This is a genomic window from Roseibium litorale (assembly GCF_014842915.1).
Taxonomy (GTDB): Bacteria; Pseudomonadota; Alphaproteobacteria; order Rhizobiales; family Stappiaceae; genus Roseibium; species Roseibium litorale.
This window is the reverse complement of the sequence record NZ_JACYXI010000008.1, coordinates 83,626-99,556: the sequence shown is the minus strand read 5'-3', so window position 1 is coordinate 99,556 and position 15,931 is coordinate 83,626. Positions and strand designations below refer to the sequence as shown.

The following is a 15,931-nucleotide window of genomic DNA, read 5'->3' as shown; positions in this document are numbered from 1 at the left end:
CAGCAGGTTCCAGCTGAGGGCGGCTTTATCTTGGATCTTCCGGCTTACTTGGATGCGGCCAGGATGGCGTTCACCAGCCCGTCACCGTTTTCGGCAATGAACGCATCCCAGACCGGCTTCACCTGTGCCTGGAAGGCTGCGCCGTCCACGTCACGGTTCACCTGCATGCCGGCGTCTTCCAGCGCCGCGATCATCTCGTCTTCCTTGGCGATGCTGAGCTGGCGCTGCATGGTAACGGCTTCCGCCGCCACATCGAGAACGGTTTTCTGCTGGTCTTCCGACAGGCCGTTGAATTTGTTCAGGTTCATGGCCACAGCCAGCGGCGCATAAGCGTGCTGGGTCAGGCTGAGATACTTTTGCACTTCATAGAACTTGAAAGAGAGCGTGATGCCGATCGGATGGTCCTGGCTGTCCACCACACCGGTTTCCAGCGCGGTGTAGAGCTCAGCCACGGGGATCTGCTGCGGGTTGGCGCCGAGGAGGCTGAACATATCGTTCAAGGCCTTGGAGTTGTTCACCCGCATCTGCAGGCCCTTAACGTCCTCCGGTGTCCGGATCGGGCCACGGTTGTTCGTCATGTTCCGGTAGCCGTTTTCCGGATAGCCGAGCCCCTTCAGGCCATGTTCTTCAAACTTTGCCAGAACGCCTTTGCCGACATCGCCATCTAGAACCGAATAGGCAGCTTCGCGGGTGGGGAACATGAAGGGCAGCGTAAAGGCAGCCGATTCCGGCATCAGTCCGGAGAAATTGTTGAGACCGACCATGACAATGTCGATGATGCCGGATCTTGCGCCGTCGATCATGGCCGCATCATTGCCGAGCTGGCCTTGCGGGAAGATCTGAACCTTCACCTCACCATTGGTGCGGGCGGCGACTTCTTTCTGGAAAAAGACCGCCAAATCCTGCTGAAGATCCGTTTCCGGCGCCGCATGGGCAAATTTCAGCGTGACTTCAGCAAAGGACGTGGCCGCCATGCCGACGGTCAAGAGGGCTGCCAGCCCGAGTGTCTTGAGATGCGCTTTCATTGTGGTTTCCTCCCATTTAACCGATGAGCCATCTCATCGGGACCGTGACGATGCCCGGGAACGCGACAAACAGCGCGAGGAGCATCAGATAGGCGCAGATGAAGGGCCATGAGCCTTTCACTGCCGAGGACATCGGCACCCTGCCGACGCCGCAAACGACATTCAGAACCGTTCCCACTGGCGGTGTGATCAGTCCTATGGAGCAGTTGATGACAAACATCAGGCCGAAATAGACGGGATCGATATGGGCCTGCTTGATGACCGGCATGAGCAGCGGAACGAGGATCAGGATGGTGGGGGAAAGGTCCATCACCATGCCGACCAGCAGAACGAGAACCATGATGACCGCCATCAGCAGACGCGGGTTCTCCACCAGCGGCCCGAGCATCGCCGCTAGTTGCTGAGGCAGCTGCGCAACCGTGATCAGCCAGGCGGCGACCATGGCGCAGCCGACCAGGAACATGACCATCGCCGTGGAGCGCCCCGCATTGACGAGAATGCGGAAGAATCTGGTGAAGGTCATTTCGCGGTAGATGACCGTGGAAACAAAGATGGCGTAGACAGCGGCCACAACGGCGGCCTCTGTGGGGGTGAAGACCCCGAAACGGATGCCGCCGATGATGATGATGGGCAGAAGCAGTGCCCAGAACCCCTCACGGAAGGCGGCCAGCCGCTCGCGGGCGGAGGCGCGTTGCAGCGTCTCCAGCTTTTCCCCGCGCATAAGCAGATACCAGACCAGGATCAACGCGGCGCCCATCATCAGGCCCGGTGCGATGCCGCCCAGAAACAGGTTCTTGATCGAGATATTTCCGGCAACCCCCACGAGGATCAGCGGCAGAGACGGTGGAATGACCGGCGCAATGATGCCGCCCGAGGCCAGCAGGCCGACGGACCGGCCTTCCGGATAGTTGGCATTTCGCATCATCGGATAAAGGATCGCGACGAGGGCTGCGGCATCTGCGACCGCTGACCCGGAGAGCCCGGCCAGCAGGATAGCCGTCAGAATGGCCACATAGCCAAGGCCTCCCTTCTTGTGGCCGATCATGGAGACCGCCATGCGCACGATGCGCTTGGAAAGCCCGCCCGTGGACATGACTTCCCCGGCCACCAGGAAGAAGGGAATGGCCAGCAGCGGGAAACTGTCGACGCCATTGATCAGGGCCTGCGCCAGGATATCCGCGCTGAAGAGGTCAAGCTGCAGCATTAGGGCAATGGCGGCCAAGAGCAGGGCGAAGGCCACCGGCAGCCCCAGCAGAATGGCCCCCAGCAGAACCGCGAGGAAAAGCGCCAGCGTCATGTGTGCATCTCCCCGTCGTCCTGATCGCTTTTGAGCGCATCGGGTGAGACGATGCGCACGGCGGCAATGGCGGTCATAAGCAGGGCAGAGACGACGCCCGCCAGGTAGAACAGGGCGGAGGGCAGGCCGGTCAGCTGGGAGATGTTGTTCCAGTTCGCGTTCATCTGGCGGAACGCGCCCCAGAACAGCATGAGAACCGAAATCAGGATCACCAGATAAGCCAGACGGCGGAAGAACGGCACCAGCCTCGGGGCAAAGGCCTCGACCACTTCGCTGACCGCCAGGTGCTGCTCACGGCGCAGAACCACCGCCGCGCCCAGCATGACGACCCAGACAAGACCGAGGCGCGAGAGTTCCACGGACTGCCGCAATCCGGAGGCAAAGCCGTAGCGCAGGACCACGTTGGTGAAGACGAGCACGATCATCGCGGTCAAAAGCGCCGCAATCGCCCAGTCAATGAAACGCCAGATCCAGCGCCAAAAAACCACTTGCTCCTCCCAGAACCAGCCGTTCGACAAACTATCTGTTGCAAGGTTATCGATAACCTGATTTATGAGTTATCGATAACAAACGAGATTGTCAACGGATGGCCGAGCACATTTCAGAAAACGCCCCGCCCTTGCCCGCAAGCCGCAGCCGGGAGACCGTGACGCTGGCGGATGTGGCTCGCGCGGCAGGTGTCAGCACCATGACGGTATCCAAGGTGCTGCGCGGCACCGGAGCCATTTCACCCGAGACCCAGAAGCGCATTTTCGCAGCTGCCGGATCCCTCGGCTACGTGCCGAACCGTTTGGCCGGGGCGCTCAGCGCCCGCAAGAGCATGCTCGGGGCTGTGCTGATTCCATCGATTGCCGATGCGATCTACAGCGAGATCCTCAGCAGCCTGCACAGCTTGCTGGATGACGCGTCCCTGTCCCTGTTCATCGCGGAAAGCCGGATGGATCCGCAGGTGGAGGAGCGGCAGATCCACGACCTTCTGGCCTTGCGCCCGGCGTTCCTCATTCGCAGCGGCGGGATCGCCTCAACAGCGCAGGCGCAAAAACTGATCCGGCGCATGGGGGTAGCCCATGTCCAGATCTGGGACGGCGACGACACGGGCGGGCCAGTAAGCGCCGGACCATCCCACATCGAGGCGGGTAAGATCGCGGCTAGCCACTTCCACGACCTCGGTTTGCGGAAAGTTGCCTATATTGGAGCGGAAACCGGAAAGGATCTCTGCGCAGGGCGGCGGATGGAAAGCTTTGCGGGCTGCATGCGGGCGAAAGGTGCAGAGACCGCACTGATCACCGATGAGCACCTGCCGCGCCAGGCGGAAAGCGGCGAGATCCTCACCCGCAGGCTTCTGGAGACCTATCCGGGGATCGAGGGGATTTTCTATCTCAACGATGCCATGGCCATCGGCGGTCTGAGAACGCTGCTGGCGGCTGGCTACAGGGTGCCGGACGACGTGAAGGTGATGGGTTTCAACGGCACCTCGCGCGAACAGACCATCCGCACCCGCCTGACAACCATCAGCACCGATGGCTGGAAACTGGGACAGGATGTGGCCAATGCGGTGCTGGAGCTGATGGCTGGCCGCTCCCCGGACCAGCCGATCACCTGCCCCCTTACCTTCCACCGCGGCAACACGACGTGAGTTCTCGTATAAGGACCCAACCCCTCACACCGTCTCCCCCTCGATCAGCTGGAATCCCACGTCGGTCACCGGATCGACGCTATCGCCGCTGATGCGCAGGAGCAGTTTTTCGGCGGCGGCCTGGCCGATGCGCAGGTGGTTCACCCGGACGGTGGTGAGCCGGTAGGGCAGGACGGAGGCAATGGGCAGTTCGCCCCAGCCGGCGATGCCAAGGTCTCCCGGCACGGAAATGCCCTTGGCCTGGCAAAACTGGATCGCGCCCATGGCCATATTGTCGTTCTGGAAGAACACGACCTCGGTTTCCGGGGCGCTGGACAGCAGCTGCTCGACACCATAGTAGCCGGTGTAGAAACCGGGCACGTCGTTCAGAAGCAGCTGTTTCTTCAGCCGGCCTTCGCCCGCTTTGACCGCCTCGCCGAAGCCGCTGAGACGGGCAGCAGCGGCGTTTGCGGCATCATGATGGGTGCCGACATAGCCGAAATGCTTGTATCCCTTTGAGACCAGATAGCGCCCCATGGCCCGTCCGCTGGCCTCGTGGTCAAGACCCACGCACATGTCGAAGGGCGTTGCGCTCAGCTCCCAGATCTCGACGACAGGCAGATCCGCCGCCTCCAGCATCTGCTGCACGCGCGGCGCATGGGACACACCGGTCAGGATCAGCCCGGCGGGCTGCCAGGACAGCACGGTCCCGATCCATTTCTCCTCCTCCCCGGCCACACGCTGGGTCATGCCCAGAACGGTCTGGTGACCGAACGCGGAGAGCTTGCGGTCGATGCCTTCCAGAACATGGGTGAAGACCTCATTGCCAAGGTCGGGAATGCTGACGCCGATGAAGGTCGATTTCTGATCGCCGGAAAACACCGCCGCGATCCGGTTGGGCAGGTAGCCCAGACGCTCGACCTCGGCCAGAACACGGTCCCTGGTCTGGGGCGAGAAGCCGCCCTCGTTCCGGAGCACACGGCTTGCCGTCATTTTGGAAACGCCTGCCGCTTCCGCCACCATGGATAGGCTTATCTTATTGTTTTTATTGTTCAAGTCAGCATCCAGACGCGAAAAAGTTATCGATAACTTTTTCGTTGACATTCAAGTTTCCCGGCCGGATGATAATGGCACGTTACCGGTAACTCAACCCATGTCTCGAGGAGGAGACGCGAGGGAGCGGAGCCGGTGGCCATGGGAGGAAGACTGTGACTGGCACTTTGACGAACCGTCTGTTTTTTGACGGCATCCAGAAGCATTTTGGCGGCACCTATGCCGTCCGCGATGTCTCGCTGGCCGTGGACCGCGGCGAAATCGTTGCGCTTCTGGGGGAGAACGGTGCGGGCAAGTCCACCCTCATCAAGATCCTCGGCGGCATTCACAAGCCCGACGCGGGCCGTGTCCTGATCGACGGCGAGCCCTATGAGCACCGCCCCGGCGGCTTCGGCGAGCCCCAGTCCGTGGCCTTCATCCACCAGGATCTGGGCATGATCGAGTGGATGACCGTGGCCGAGAACATGGCGCTCGCGCTGGGGTTCTCCCGGCGGTTCGGCCTGATCGACTGGCGCAAGGCCGAGGATTTCGCCGCCGATGCCCTCAAAAAGGTCGGCTGCGACTTCTGCCCCTCGACCCGGGTGCAGGATCTCTCGCGCACGGAAAAATCCCTCGTTGCCATTGCCCGCGCGCTTGCGGTGAAAAGCGATTTCCTGGTTCTGGACGAACCGACGGCTTCGCTGCCTGCCGACGAGGTTGCCCGCCTGTTCGAGGCCCTGCGGCCTTTGCGGCAGGCCGGGGTTGGCATGATCTATGTCTCCCACCGTCTGGACGAAATCTTCCAGATCGCGGACCGTGTGGCCGTTCTCAGGGATGGGGAACTGGTTGGCGTCCGGGCGATCCAGCACACCAGCGCGGAGGAACTGGTCCATATGATCGTGGGCCGCAAGACCCGTCAGGTGCGCAAGGCGGAAGAGGCGCCGGGCGCTCCGGTGCTGAACGTCAGGAAGCTGGCAACCCGCAGCGCCGGGCCAGTGGATTTCACCCTCCGCCAGAACGAAATCGTCGGCCTTGTCGGCCTGAGGGGCGCCGGTCACGAGACCATCGCCCGCGCGCTTTACGGCATGGAGCCGCACAGCGGGGAGGTTGAGCTGGCGGGCAACGGCACGCCGGACCTGCGCTCGCCCAAGACGGCGCTTGACAGCGGCATCGGCTTGGTTGCCCGCGACCGGACGGAAGAATCCGTCGCCATGCCGCTGACCCTCCGGGAGAACACCTTCCTGAACCCGGCGGCAGTCGGGCGGCGCCTGTTTTCCTTCCTGTCGCCCGCCGCCGAAGCAAAACAGGCGGAAAAGATCGGCCGGGAAGTGGCCCTGTCGCCCAATGATCAGACCCTTGCCATCGAGGCGCTGTCCGGCGGCAACCAGCAGAAGGTGGTCATGGCCCGCTGGCTGGCGACCAAGCGCAAGCTGCTGATCTGCGAGGACCCGACCGCAGGGGTGGACGTGGGCGCGAAGGCAGAGATCTACGCTCTCTTGAACAAGGCGCTTCAGGAAGGGGTCGGCATCCTGCTGGTCTCCACAGACTTCGAGGAAGTCGCGACCATCTGCCAGCGCGCCATCGTCTTCAGCCAGGGCGCCATCGTCAGTGAACTCTCCGGTGCGAAGCTCTCGACCGAAAATCTCATTCAGGCCGCCTCGGCCAGCAATGCCGCAGCCGCTTAAGGGTACCAACAATGCAATCACTTGAATCCAATGCGCTTGAGCCGACACGGGCGGAGATGAAGGGGCTCAGCGGCCAGGCAAAGCTGATGCGCCTGCTGCCGGTCTATGGCCTGGTCATCCTGACCGTGGTCCTGATCGTCCTGTTCTCGATCCTGCTGCCGAGAACCTTTCCGACCCTGCTGAACCTGCGCGCGCTCATTTCCGACAAGGCCATCATCGCGCTGCTGTCCCTTGGCGCCATGATCCCCATGGCCGCCGGACGCATCGACCTGACGGTCGGCTATGGCATCGTGCTCTGGCACATTCTGGCGATCAGCCTGCAGACCCTTCTGGGTGTGCCCTGGCCGCTGGCGGTGATGATCGTGCTGCTTCTGGGGGCGCTGACCGGCTTCCTCAACGGGCTTCTTGTGGAAGTCGCAAAGATCGACAGCTTCATCGCCACGCTTGGCACCGGCACCGTGCTTTATGCCATTGCCCTGTGGCACACAGGCGGGCGGCAGATGGTCGGCCTGCTGCCGGACGGGTTCTTTGCCCTCAGCACCACCTTTGTCTTCGGCCTGCCGATCACCGGCTATTACCTGATCGCCATCACCGTGCTGATGTGGCTGACCCTCGAATATACGCCCGTGGGCCGCTACCTCTATGCCATCGGCGCCAACCAGCGCGCCGCCCAGCTCAACGGCATTCCCACCCGCAAGTTCGTGATCGGCGCCTTCATGGCCTCTGGCACCATGACGGCACTCGCCGGTGTTCTGCTCGCTTCCAAGCTGCGCATCGGCCAGGCCAGCGTCGGTCTGGAGTTCCTGCTGCCCGCCCTCGTCGGTGCCTTTCTGGGGTCCACGACGATCAAGCCGGGGCGGGTCAATGTCTGGGGCACGATTGTCGGGGTCACTATTCTGGCGGTCGGCATCTCGGGCATCCAGCAATTCGGCGGCTCCTTCTGGGTCGAGCCGCTGTTCAACGGGGTCACGCTGCTGATCGCCATCGGAATTGCGGGTTACGCGCAACGCCGCAAGGGTGCGGTGAAAAAGTAACAGTGCTTGAAACGGGAGGATGAAATGCAAAAAGGGAAGTTGCTGAAACTCATACTGGCCACAACCATGCTGGCAGGCGCCGCAGCACCGGCCTTCGCGGAAACCCCGTGGGACGGCCCGACCACCGGTCCGGCAGGTGCGCCGGACAAGACCATCGTTGTGGTCGCCGCGGATCTGAAGAACGGCGGTATTCTGGGCGTGTCCAAGGGCGTGGAGGAAGCCGCCAACCAGATCGGCTGGAACATCCGCGTTCTGGACGGTGCCTGCTCCATTCAGGGCCGCACGGCAGCTCTCGGCCAGGCGCTGGCCCTTCAACCGGACGGCATTGTCATCAACGGGTTTGATGCCGTCGAGCAGCAGGCCGCGCTGGAAGGGGTCGCCGCCGCGAAAATCCCGATGGTGGCCTGGCATTCCGGTCCGAAAATCGGCTGCGACGCGCCCGGGGGCATTTTCGCCAATGTCTCGACCGATGCCATGACCGTTTCTGAAGTTGCCGCAAACTGGGCGATCGAAGACGGCGGCAAGGACATTGGCGCGGTCATCTTCACCGATTCCACCTATCAGATCGCCATCGACAAGGCCAACCGCATCAAGGAAACCATTGAGGCAGCCGGCGGCAAGGTTCTGGAATATGTCGACACGCCGATTGCCGATACCTCCAGCCGCATGGGACCGCTGACCACCAGCCTCCTGCAGAAATACGGTGACAGCTGGACCCACGCGCTGGCCATCAACGACCTCTATTTCGACTTCATGGGGCCTGCGCTGGCAGCCGCCGGGATTTCCAGCGAAGACGGCCCGCAGGCCGGATCTGCCGGGGATGGTTCGGAAGCCGCCTTCTGGCGCATCCGCAACGGTGCCTATCAGACCATCACCGTGGCAGAGCCGCTCAACCTGCAGGGCTGGCAGCTGGTGGACGAGCTGAACCGGGCGATCCAGGGTGAAGCCTGCTCCGGCTACATCACCTCTCCGGCGCTGGTGACCAAGGAAGGCCTGGAGAAAATGGGCGACAGCACGGCCTTCGATCCGGACTCCCCGTACCGCCAGGCCTACTCGGCCATCTGGAAGAAATAACCAAAAGAGCATCGCGCGTTCAAACGGACGAGCGGTGCTCCAGCTCGTTGAAACCGGCCGGGTGTATACGGCAGATAGAAGGAACAGGTCTAAAGTTGATCATTTCCAGACCTTTAAGTCTGACTTTATTGCCTGGCTGCATGGCGTAAGGCGGGTTTTTGTCATACTGGCGGTTCGGCATACACCTGTCTCCCCCCTTGAGGGGGAGATGCCCCCGAACGGGGGCAGAGGGGGGTATCAGCTTTTCAGATCAGAGGAGCTTTGCCGGGTATGCGGAAACATCACCCCCTCTGTCAGCTGGCGCTGACATCTCCCGCAAGGGGGGAGACGGGAGCCTGCCGAGCCGGTCGCGTATTGCCAACCGCGCCGAACCCCAGCAGCCAGTCAGGCAAAGCCGGACTTGAAGATCCCGGACGATGAACGGTAGACCCGTCAAAACCTCAGCGCTCTTCACAGCGCGGGCGGCGTAGCGCGCTATCACACAACAGGATCAAGGCATGTTTGGCGAATTGGAAGGCACCGGCTTTGAAGTGATCGAGCCGGAATTTAAGGCCTGTTTCATCGGCCACGCGCGGGTGGAACGGTTGTGGACCGGCGCGCGCTGGTCGGAGGGGCCTGCCTGGTTTGCCGCCGGGCGGTATCTCGTCTGGTCCGATATTCCCAACAACCGCATGCTGCGCTGGGACGAGACGGATGGATCGGTCTCCGTTTTCCGCGCGCCGTCCAGCAATTCCAACGGCAACACGGTGGACACCCAGGGCCGCCTCGTGACCTGCGAACATCTGACCCGGCGGGTGACCCGGACCGAGCATGACGGTTCCATCACGGTGCTGGCGTCCCATTTTGACGGAAAACGCCTCAATTCCCCGAACGATGTTGTGGTGAAGTCGGACGGCTCGATCTGGTTCACCGATCCCTCCTACGGGATCATGATGGACTACGAAGGTGATCGCGCAGAGAGCGAAATCGGTGCCTGTCATGTCTACCGGATCGATCCGGACACCGGAACGGTCGAGACGGTCACCACCGATTTCGTCAAACCGAATGGCTTGGCCTTTTCCGCAGACGAGACCGAACTTTTCATTGCGGACACCGGTGGCACCCACCAGAAGGATGGCCCAGCCCATATCCGTAAGTTTCAGGTGGGCGCGGATGGCAAGTCCCTGACCGGCGGCGCGGTGTTTGCCACCTGCACCAACGGTTTCTTCGACGGTTTCCGTCTGGACCGGGACGGCCGGATCTGGACCTCAGCGGCAGATGGCGTTCACTGCCTCGACCCGCAAGGCAGGCTGATCGGCAAAATCCATATCCCGGAATTCGTCGCCAACGTCTGTTTCGGCGGCCGGAAGCTGAACCGTCTGTTCATCACCGGAACAACGTCTCTCTATTCCGTCTATCTGAACGTCAACGGCATCAAGAGGTGAGGGGGCGGCACCGCTGAAACTCAGGTTCCGTATCCTGACGCCGCGATCATGACCCTGTTGCGGCCGGAATTCTTGGCCCTGTAGAGCGCCTGGTCGGCCTGACGATAGGCCTCTGCAAGACCGGCTTCCGATGACACTGAAGCCACGCCAAAGCTGGCTGTGACCGCAATCGAAGGCGGCAGGTCGCGCAGGGACATGGTTTCGAGCCTGAGCCTTTGCGCGATCTGCACCGCGACATCGACGCTGGTCCGGGGGAGAAACAGGGCGAATTCTTCGCCGCCAAGACGGCCCGCAAAGGCGCCATCGGGCACACAAAGCCGCACGCGCGCGCCGAAGGCCTCGATAACAGCGTCACCGGCGTGGTGGCCGTGGGTGTCGTTGATTTGCTTGAAATGGTCGAGGTCACACAGAATGATCGCGTGCTGCCCGTCGCGGCTGACAGCAAAAAGGCCCTCGACCCGGCGGTCAAATCCGCGTCTGTTCAACAGCCCGGACAGGATGTCGATCTCCGACTCCATGCGTTGTGCGGCCATGATCTCCAGCACCAGCTTTGCCAGAAGCGTCAAGCCGATCGCAACCATCAGAACTGCGCTCAGGCTTTGCGAGATCAGGGCATAATTTGTGTGGACGTAATCCTTGGCGGTGGTTCCGGCACCGAACAGGACGGCAAGCCCCGCCTTCGCGAAGAACTGAAGGCCCGACGTCAGCAGCAAAATGCTGAGAAACCGGTCGATGATCGTTCTGTCCCGCGCCAGAAACACGATCAGCGCGCCCGCGAGCAGGACCAGCGCGAACGGCGCCTGGTAGAGCAACGCCTGAAGCAGGGTGCTGCGCGGCAGATCATAGATGACATAGGCCAGAAACAAGCTCGCAGAGACAAAAAGAGCAATGATCCGCGCATCAACCCGCCGGCGGTACATTTCACCGATGCCAACCGTCAGCATGACCATGCCGCAAAGCACCGTCGCGAAGGCGCCCAAGGCCCAAATATGCGCAGGACCGGCATAGGCCACCAGGAGTTCGCAGATGGCCGAGAGGGAAGCGACAGAATAGCCTGCGCCCAGCCACCTTGCAGCTGCAGGCGATTGGCTGCGGCGCGCAACCACCAGGAAAACAGCGCTGAAAGACATGGCGACGGCAAAGTTCACCACCAGAAAAAAGGCTGCCCCGTTCATCTTCGCACTGTCATGTCCTGATGGCTCCCGCCTGCGGTTTTCCGGCTATCAATACGGCGCAAGCGTGAATGCTTCCTCACCCCCGGCACCTGAAACAGCCAGAGGGAAGGAGTAATCCAGCAAAACCAACCGGCGAATGTCTGGGGCGGGACCCCGTTTGTCATGCTCACCCCTAAGGCGGAGCACCGGTGGTCTCGCGCACGATGAGCTCAGCGGAGACGTCGGAGACCATGACCGGCATGTCCGGCGTGCGGATGCGGTCGAGCAGGATCTGCGCCAGCTTCTGGCCCAGCTTGTTGGGGCGCACCGCCATGGTTGTCAGGGCGGGAACAGCGACGGACGCATCCTCGATGTCATCGAAACCAATCACGGAAACGCCCTGTCCGGGCTGAATGCCGCTGCGGATAAGACTGTAGCAGGCGCCGAGCGCCACCATGTCACCGTTGCACACCACGGCGGTCACGTCCGGATGGCCCACCAGAAGCGCATCCATGGCGTCCATGCCGGCACGTTTGTCGTCACCGCTTGGCCAGATAATCCCCGGCCCAAGACCCCGCTGGGCCAGCACCGCCTCATAGCCCTCGATCCGCTCCTTGCGCACATAGGTCATCAGGGAACCGCCCAGATAGGCAATGCGCCGGTGGCCGAGATCCGCCAGATAGCTGGTGGCTGTGGCCGTGGCTTCCGCGTTGCGGATCCCCACATGGTCGCAATTGCGGCTCACGCGGCGCAGAAAGGTCACCGTCGGAATGCCGTGGGTGCGCAGAAGATCGAAGGTTTCCGGGGGGGTGTCCACGGCTGGCACCCAGAGCAGCCCCCCGCGCCCGTGGCGGATGAAGGCCTCCAGCTGCCGCCCCTGCCGGACCTGATCATCCCGCGGGTCGAGGATAGAGACCATATAACCTTCAGACTCCAGCAGGCTGACCGCACCGCTGATCACTTCCGCATTGAAAGGGTTGGAGATCTGGTTGATGACCAGGCCGATTTCGCGGTTCTCGCCTGACCGCATGGAAGCGGCCCTTGAATCGGGCACATAGCGCTGATTTGCAGCAGCCTCCAGAACCTTCTGCCGGGTCTCCTCGGAGATCCTGCCTGTGCCACGCATGACCTGGCTGACGGTCGGCACGGAGACGCCCGCTTCCTTTGCGACACTGGCGAGAGTGGGCTTCCCGGCGCTCATTTTCCAGCCTGCTTGATAAAACGATATTCCAGAAAATAGGCCGGTTAAGCGAGGATAATCAATATGTTTCAGCCTCTGTTCCAAAGAGGTCCCAAAAATCTTGCCGCCGACGGATTGACAATTGATATAACGATATATCAATCTTTGGCCATCACGCAGATGCACTCCAGGCCAGCGGCCAGACCGCAAGGGGAGGGCGCATCCAGCGGGAGAGGCCCGGCCCTGGCAATCTGCGGGCGCGGCCTTGAGTGACGGAACCCGGCTGGGGAGGCCGCCCGTCAACAACACACCGGGAGGGTTTGATGTCTTTAGCGAAAAAACTGTCCATGGCCGCGTCCGGCCTGGTCCTGATCGCCTGTGCAACCGCCGCCGAGGCCAAGGATCTCTTGTTCTGGTCCACCCAGGCCCGGCCCGTGCAGGAAGCCCAGGCCATGCGCGAGGGCGTGCTGTCCGGCTTTGACACGCCTGTCGACTACCAGCCAAACGAAGACGGCCCCTGGCTGACCCGCCTGAAGGCAGAGCTGCAGGCAGGGAAAGGCACGATTGACGTGCTTGGAGCGCTCCATGGCAACTTTGCGGCCATGAGTGCGGACGATCTGATGGATCTGGACGACCTCGGCGTATCCGCGCAGAGCACCACCTTCAACACGCTTGCCAAGCTTGGCACGGACAAGATGCAATACCTGCCGTGGATGCAGGCGAGTTACATCATGGCCGCCAGCAAGCAGGCGCTGCCCTATCTGCCGGAAGGCGCTGACATCAACGCGCTGACCTATGACCAGCTGATTGCCTGGACCGCCAATGTCGAGGAAGCAACCGGCGAGAAGAAGTTCGGCTTTCCTGCCGGACCCAAGGGCCTGAAGCACCGGTTCTTCCAAGGCTATCTCTATCCGTCCTACACCAACGGGGTGGTGCGGACCTTCGCCTCGGATGCCGCCGTGACAGCCTGGGAAAAGTTCCGCGAATTGTGGTCCCACACCAATCCGGCCTCCACCAACTTCTCTTTCCTTCAGGAGCAGCTGCTGTCGGGCGATGCCTGGATCGTCTTTGACCATACCTCGCGCCTCGCTCAGGCCTTCAACGACCGTCCGGATGATTTCGTCGCTTTTCCGGCCCCTGCCGGTCCGACTGGCCGCGGCTTCATGCCCGTGCTCGCCGGTCTCGCCATCCCCAAGACGGCTCCGGACATGGAAGCCTCCAAGGCTCTGGTTCAGTATCTCATGAAGCCGGAAACCCAGATCGCCACGCTGAAGGCCACCAACTTCTTCCCTGTCGTGGACGTTGCCCTGCCGGATGACCTGCCGCCCTCCGTCAAGGCCGCCGGAGATGCAGTCGCCAAGATGAGCGGTTCTGCCGATGCCAATCCGGGCCTGCTGCCCGCTGGCCTTGGCGATATGGGCGGCGATTTCAACCGCGTCTATGTCGACACTTTCGAACGCATCGTCCTTGCTGGACAGGACATCCGCACCGTGCTGGATGATCAGAAGAAGGTGCTGGCTGGCATCATGGAAAAGACCGGAGCCCCCTGCTGGGCACCGGATGCGCCCTCCGAAGGAGCGTGCCCGGTCGAATAAGCAGGCGTGGCAATCCTCCCGCCACGCAGTTGCCCGGGCTATAAAAAGGCCCGGGCAGCCCCAACCTGCCGCAACCCTTGAGCTGAAGACCGAAAACGGAGCGGTTCCATGAATCCCCGGCTGCTGCCCTATATTCTGATCCTGCCGGTCACGCTCTTTTTGATCGTGTTCTTTCTCTATCCCTTTGCGCTTGTTGCCCAAGAGGCCTTCACCGCCGGGGGAGGCCTGTCCCTGCAAAATTTCCGGGAGGTGGTCGGATACTGGAAATTCCCGATATCGCTCCGGAACACCCTGCTGCTCGCCGCCGCCGTCGTGCCGGTCCAGCTGGCGCTGGCTCTCCTGATGGCGACCATGGTGAACCGGATGAACCGCGGGCGGGATTTGGTGCTCTATGTCTGGACCATTCCGCTCGGCATTTCGGATCTCGCCGCCGGGATCATCTGGCTGGCGATCTTCGAGCAGTCCGGTTTCCTGAACTCCATGATGGGCGGTCTCGGGCTGATCGACAGACCTGCAAATTTCCTATCCTATCAGCACCCGATGATTGTCTTTACAGCCATCGCCCTTGCCGAAATCTGGCGCGCGACAGCCATTATGCTGGTGATCCTTGTGGCCGGTATCGGCCTGATCCCAAAGGAATATTACGAGGCCGCCGAAGTCTTCGGCGCCTCGCCGTGGCAGCGTTTCGTCAAGATCACGCTGCCCCTGCTGCGTCCTTCGCTGCAAACCGCCCTGATCCTGCGCGTGGTGCTGGCCTTTGAGATCTTCGCCGTGGTGGCCGCGCTTGGCGGGACGATCTTCCCGGTGCTCATGGGTGAGATCTACGCCTATCAATTCGACCTTCTCAATGGGGGAGCTGCAGCAGCGCTGGCGCTCATCGTTCTGGCGATCTCCATCGCCTTCACCCTGATCATTCTGCGCGTACTCCGCGTCCCGAAAGGAGCCACCATATGACCGGTTCCGCCACCAGCCAGGCCGCATTGCCGACACCGCGCAAGTCAGGCCGCTTTCTCTATATGGCATCCGTCACTCTGCTCTGCGCCTGGGTTATCGTTCCGCTGTACTTCCTGCTGATCAACACCGTGTCCTCGCCGGACACGGTGAACAACTACCCCAAGCCGTTCCTGCCGCCGTTCGACTGGAGCAGCCTTCAGTTCTTTGCCAGTTACCAGGGGATGCTTTCGGCGTTGAAAAACTCGGTCATCGTGGCGCTGATGACCATGGTGCTGTCGATCACCATCGGCGCGCCTGCGGGCTATGCCCTGTCCCGGTTCGAGTTCCGCGGCAAGGAACTGTTCCGTATGCTGGTGCTCCTGACCCGCGCCTTTCCCCTGCCGCTTCTGGCCCTGCCGCTGGCGGTGATGTTCATCCGCACGGGTCTGGACGACACTGCCTTCGGCCTGGCGCTGGTACACACCACGCTGGCACTGCCCTTTGCGGTGCTGATCACCTTCTCGCTGTTTTCCGGAATCCCGGTGGAACTGGAAGAAGCCGCCTGGACGCTTGGCTGCACCCGCTTCACAGCCTTCACCAAGGTCGTTCTGCCGCTGATCCTGCCGGGGATTGCCGCCTCAGCCATCTTCGCCTTCGTGATTTCCTGGAACGAAGTCTTCGCGGCGGCGGTGCTGACCATCGAGAACCGGACCCTGACGGCCTTCCTGCTGGCCAAGCTCGGCGAGGCTCCGCTGCATCTGAAATTCGCCGGCGGCTTCATCCTCGTGGTTCCGGCGCTGATCTTCATCTTTGCCGTCCGCAAGTACCTCTTCGCCATGTGGGGCATTGCGAACCGCTGAGCGGAGCGCATGTCCAGGGAGAC

The 15,931-nt window shown here is 61.9% G+C and carries 14 protein-coding genes; 8 read left to right on the top strand and 6 right to left on the bottom strand.

What is annotated here, in order from left to right; all coding sequences use genetic code 11:
• Positions 1–44: 44 nt before the first annotated feature.
• The 3 genes from IG616_RS13465 to IG616_RS13455 are packed head-to-tail and all read right to left on the bottom strand — an operon-like array spanning position 45 to position 2,810.
• A complete protein-coding gene (locus tag IG616_RS13465) occupies positions 45–1,025 on the bottom strand; it encodes a TRAP transporter substrate-binding protein (RefSeq protein WP_192148685.1) in 981 nt (326 codons plus the stop codon).
• A 16-nt stretch (positions 1,026–1,041) separates the two neighbouring features.
• Positions 1,042–2,322 carry a TRAP transporter large permease subunit gene (locus IG616_RS13460; RefSeq protein WP_192148684.1) on the bottom strand — a complete coding sequence of 427 codons (1,281 nt, stop codon included), beginning with the start codon at positions 2,320–2,322 and terminating at the stop codon, positions 1,042–1,044.
• A complete protein-coding gene (locus IG616_RS13455; RefSeq protein WP_209007499.1) occupies positions 2,319–2,810 on the bottom strand; it encodes a TRAP transporter small permease in 492 nt (163 codons plus the stop codon). Before IG616_RS13455 ends, IG616_RS13460 begins: the two co-directional genes overlap by 4 nt.
• A 98-nt stretch (positions 2,811–2,908) precedes the next feature.
• Between IG616_RS13455 and IG616_RS13450 the strand changes: the two genes are divergently transcribed.
• Positions 2,909–3,958: a LacI family DNA-binding transcriptional regulator gene (locus IG616_RS13450; RefSeq protein WP_192148683.1), complete on the top strand. Its 1,050-nt coding sequence runs from the start codon at positions 2,909–2,911 to the stop codon at positions 3,956–3,958.
• Between the two features lie 24 nt (positions 3,959–3,982).
• Here IG616_RS13450 and IG616_RS13445 read toward each other — a convergent pair whose 3' ends face one another.
• Positions 3,983–4,960, bottom strand: a complete 978-nt coding sequence (locus IG616_RS13445) for a LacI family DNA-binding transcriptional regulator (RefSeq protein ID WP_192148823.1) — start codon at positions 4,958–4,960, stop codon at positions 3,983–3,985.
• Positions 4,961–5,145: 185 nt separating this feature from the next.
• Here IG616_RS13445 and IG616_RS13440 point away from each other — a divergent pair, with 185 nt between their 5' ends.
• The 4 genes from IG616_RS13440 to IG616_RS13425 all read left to right on the top strand — a co-directional run bounded on the left by IG616_RS13440 (position 5,146) and on the right by IG616_RS13425 (position 10,186).
• Positions 5,146–6,654: an ATP-binding cassette domain-containing protein gene (locus IG616_RS13440; RefSeq protein ID WP_192148682.1), complete on the top strand. Its 1,509-nt coding sequence runs from the start codon at positions 5,146–5,148 to the stop codon at positions 6,652–6,654.
• A gap of 11 nt (positions 6,655–6,665) precedes the next feature.
• The gene (locus IG616_RS13435; protein WP_192148681.1) at positions 6,666–7,688 is read left to right on the top strand and encodes an ABC transporter permease; all 1,023 of its coding nucleotides are present in this window, start codon (positions 6,666–6,668) and stop codon (positions 7,686–7,688) included.
• A gap of 66 nt (positions 7,689–7,754) precedes the next feature.
• Positions 7,755–8,762 (top strand): substrate-binding domain-containing protein, encoded by a 1,008-nt coding sequence (locus tag IG616_RS13430; RefSeq protein WP_246476238.1) that lies wholly within the window; start codon positions 7,755–7,757, stop codon positions 8,760–8,762.
• 497 nt (positions 8,763–9,259) lie between these two features.
• Positions 9,260–10,186 carry an SMP-30/gluconolactonase/LRE family protein gene (locus tag IG616_RS13425; protein ID WP_192148679.1) on the top strand — a complete coding sequence of 309 codons (927 nt, stop codon included), beginning with the start codon at positions 9,260–9,262 and terminating at the stop codon, positions 10,184–10,186.
• A 20-nt stretch (positions 10,187–10,206) separates the two neighbouring features.
• On the opposite strand, the gene IG616_RS13420 is transcribed toward IG616_RS13425, so the two are convergent.
• Both IG616_RS13420 and IG616_RS13415 read right to left on the bottom strand, forming a co-directional pair.
• Positions 10,207–11,361 (bottom strand): GGDEF domain-containing protein, encoded by a 1,155-nt coding sequence (locus IG616_RS13420; RefSeq protein ID WP_192148678.1) that lies wholly within the window; start codon positions 11,359–11,361, stop codon positions 10,207–10,209.
• Between the two features lie 172 nt (positions 11,362–11,533).
• On the bottom strand, positions 11,534–12,541 hold the full coding sequence (locus IG616_RS13415; RefSeq protein WP_192148677.1) for a LacI family DNA-binding transcriptional regulator: 1,008 nt from the start codon (positions 12,539–12,541) through the stop codon (positions 11,534–11,536).
• Positions 12,542–12,843: 302 nt separating this feature from the next.
• Here IG616_RS13415 and IG616_RS13410 point away from each other — a divergent pair, with 302 nt between their 5' ends.
• The 3 genes from IG616_RS13410 to IG616_RS13400 all read left to right on the top strand — a co-directional run bounded on the left by IG616_RS13410 (position 12,844) and on the right by IG616_RS13400 (position 15,908).
• Complete coding sequence (locus IG616_RS13410; protein ID WP_192148676.1) at positions 12,844–14,115, top strand: ABC transporter substrate-binding protein; 1,272 nt, start codon at positions 12,844–12,846, stop codon at positions 14,113–14,115.
• Between the two features lie 108 nt (positions 14,116–14,223).
• Positions 14,224–15,069, top strand: coding sequence for a carbohydrate ABC transporter permease (locus tag IG616_RS13405; protein WP_192148675.1), 846 nt, complete (start codon positions 14,224–14,226; stop codon positions 15,067–15,069).
• Positions 15,066–15,908, top strand: coding sequence for a carbohydrate ABC transporter permease (locus tag IG616_RS13400; protein WP_192148674.1), 843 nt, complete (start codon positions 15,066–15,068; stop codon positions 15,906–15,908). The genes IG616_RS13405 and IG616_RS13400 overlap by 4 nt, the downstream gene beginning before the upstream one ends.
• Positions 15,909–15,931 lie beyond the last annotated feature (23 nt).

What these genes read in the sequence shown, in the direction of transcription:
- IG616_RS13400 (WP_192148674.1), top strand. Translation starts at nt 15,066, where the DNA reads ATGACCGGTTCCGCCACCAGCCAGGCCGCATTGCCGACACCGCGCAAG.
- IG616_RS13450 (WP_192148683.1), top strand. Translation starts at nt 2,909, where the DNA reads ATGGCCGAGCACATTTCAGAAAACGCCCCGCCCTTGCCCGCAAGCCGC.
- IG616_RS13460 (WP_192148684.1), bottom strand. Translation starts at nt 2,322, where the DNA reads ATGACGCTGGCGCTTTTCCTCGCGGTTCTGCTGGGGGCCATTCTGCTG.
- IG616_RS13445 (WP_192148823.1), bottom strand. Translation starts at nt 4,960, where the DNA reads ATGGTGGCGGAAGCGGCAGGCGTTTCCAAAATGACGGCAAGCCGTGTG.
- IG616_RS13415 (WP_192148677.1), bottom strand. Translation starts at nt 12,541, where the DNA reads ATGAGCGCCGGGAAGCCCACTCTCGCCAGTGTCGCAAAGGAAGCGGGC.
- IG616_RS13425 (WP_192148679.1), top strand. Translation starts at nt 9,260, where the DNA reads ATGTTTGGCGAATTGGAAGGCACCGGCTTTGAAGTGATCGAGCCGGAA.
- IG616_RS13410 (WP_192148676.1), top strand. Translation starts at nt 12,844, where the DNA reads ATGTCTTTAGCGAAAAAACTGTCCATGGCCGCGTCCGGCCTGGTCCTG.
- IG616_RS13430 (WP_246476238.1), top strand. Translation starts at nt 7,755, where the DNA reads ATGCTGGCAGGCGCCGCAGCACCGGCCTTCGCGGAAACCCCGTGGGAC.
- IG616_RS13420 (WP_192148678.1), bottom strand. Translation starts at nt 11,361, where the DNA reads ATGAACGGGGCAGCCTTTTTTCTGGTGGTGAACTTTGCCGTCGCCATG.
- IG616_RS13435 (WP_192148681.1), top strand. Translation starts at nt 6,666, where the DNA reads ATGCAATCACTTGAATCCAATGCGCTTGAGCCGACACGGGCGGAGATG.
- IG616_RS13465 (WP_192148685.1), bottom strand. Translation starts at nt 1,025, where the DNA reads ATGAAAGCGCATCTCAAGACACTCGGGCTGGCAGCCCTCTTGACCGTC.
- IG616_RS13405 (WP_192148675.1), top strand. Translation starts at nt 14,224, where the DNA reads ATGAATCCCCGGCTGCTGCCCTATATTCTGATCCTGCCGGTCACGCTC.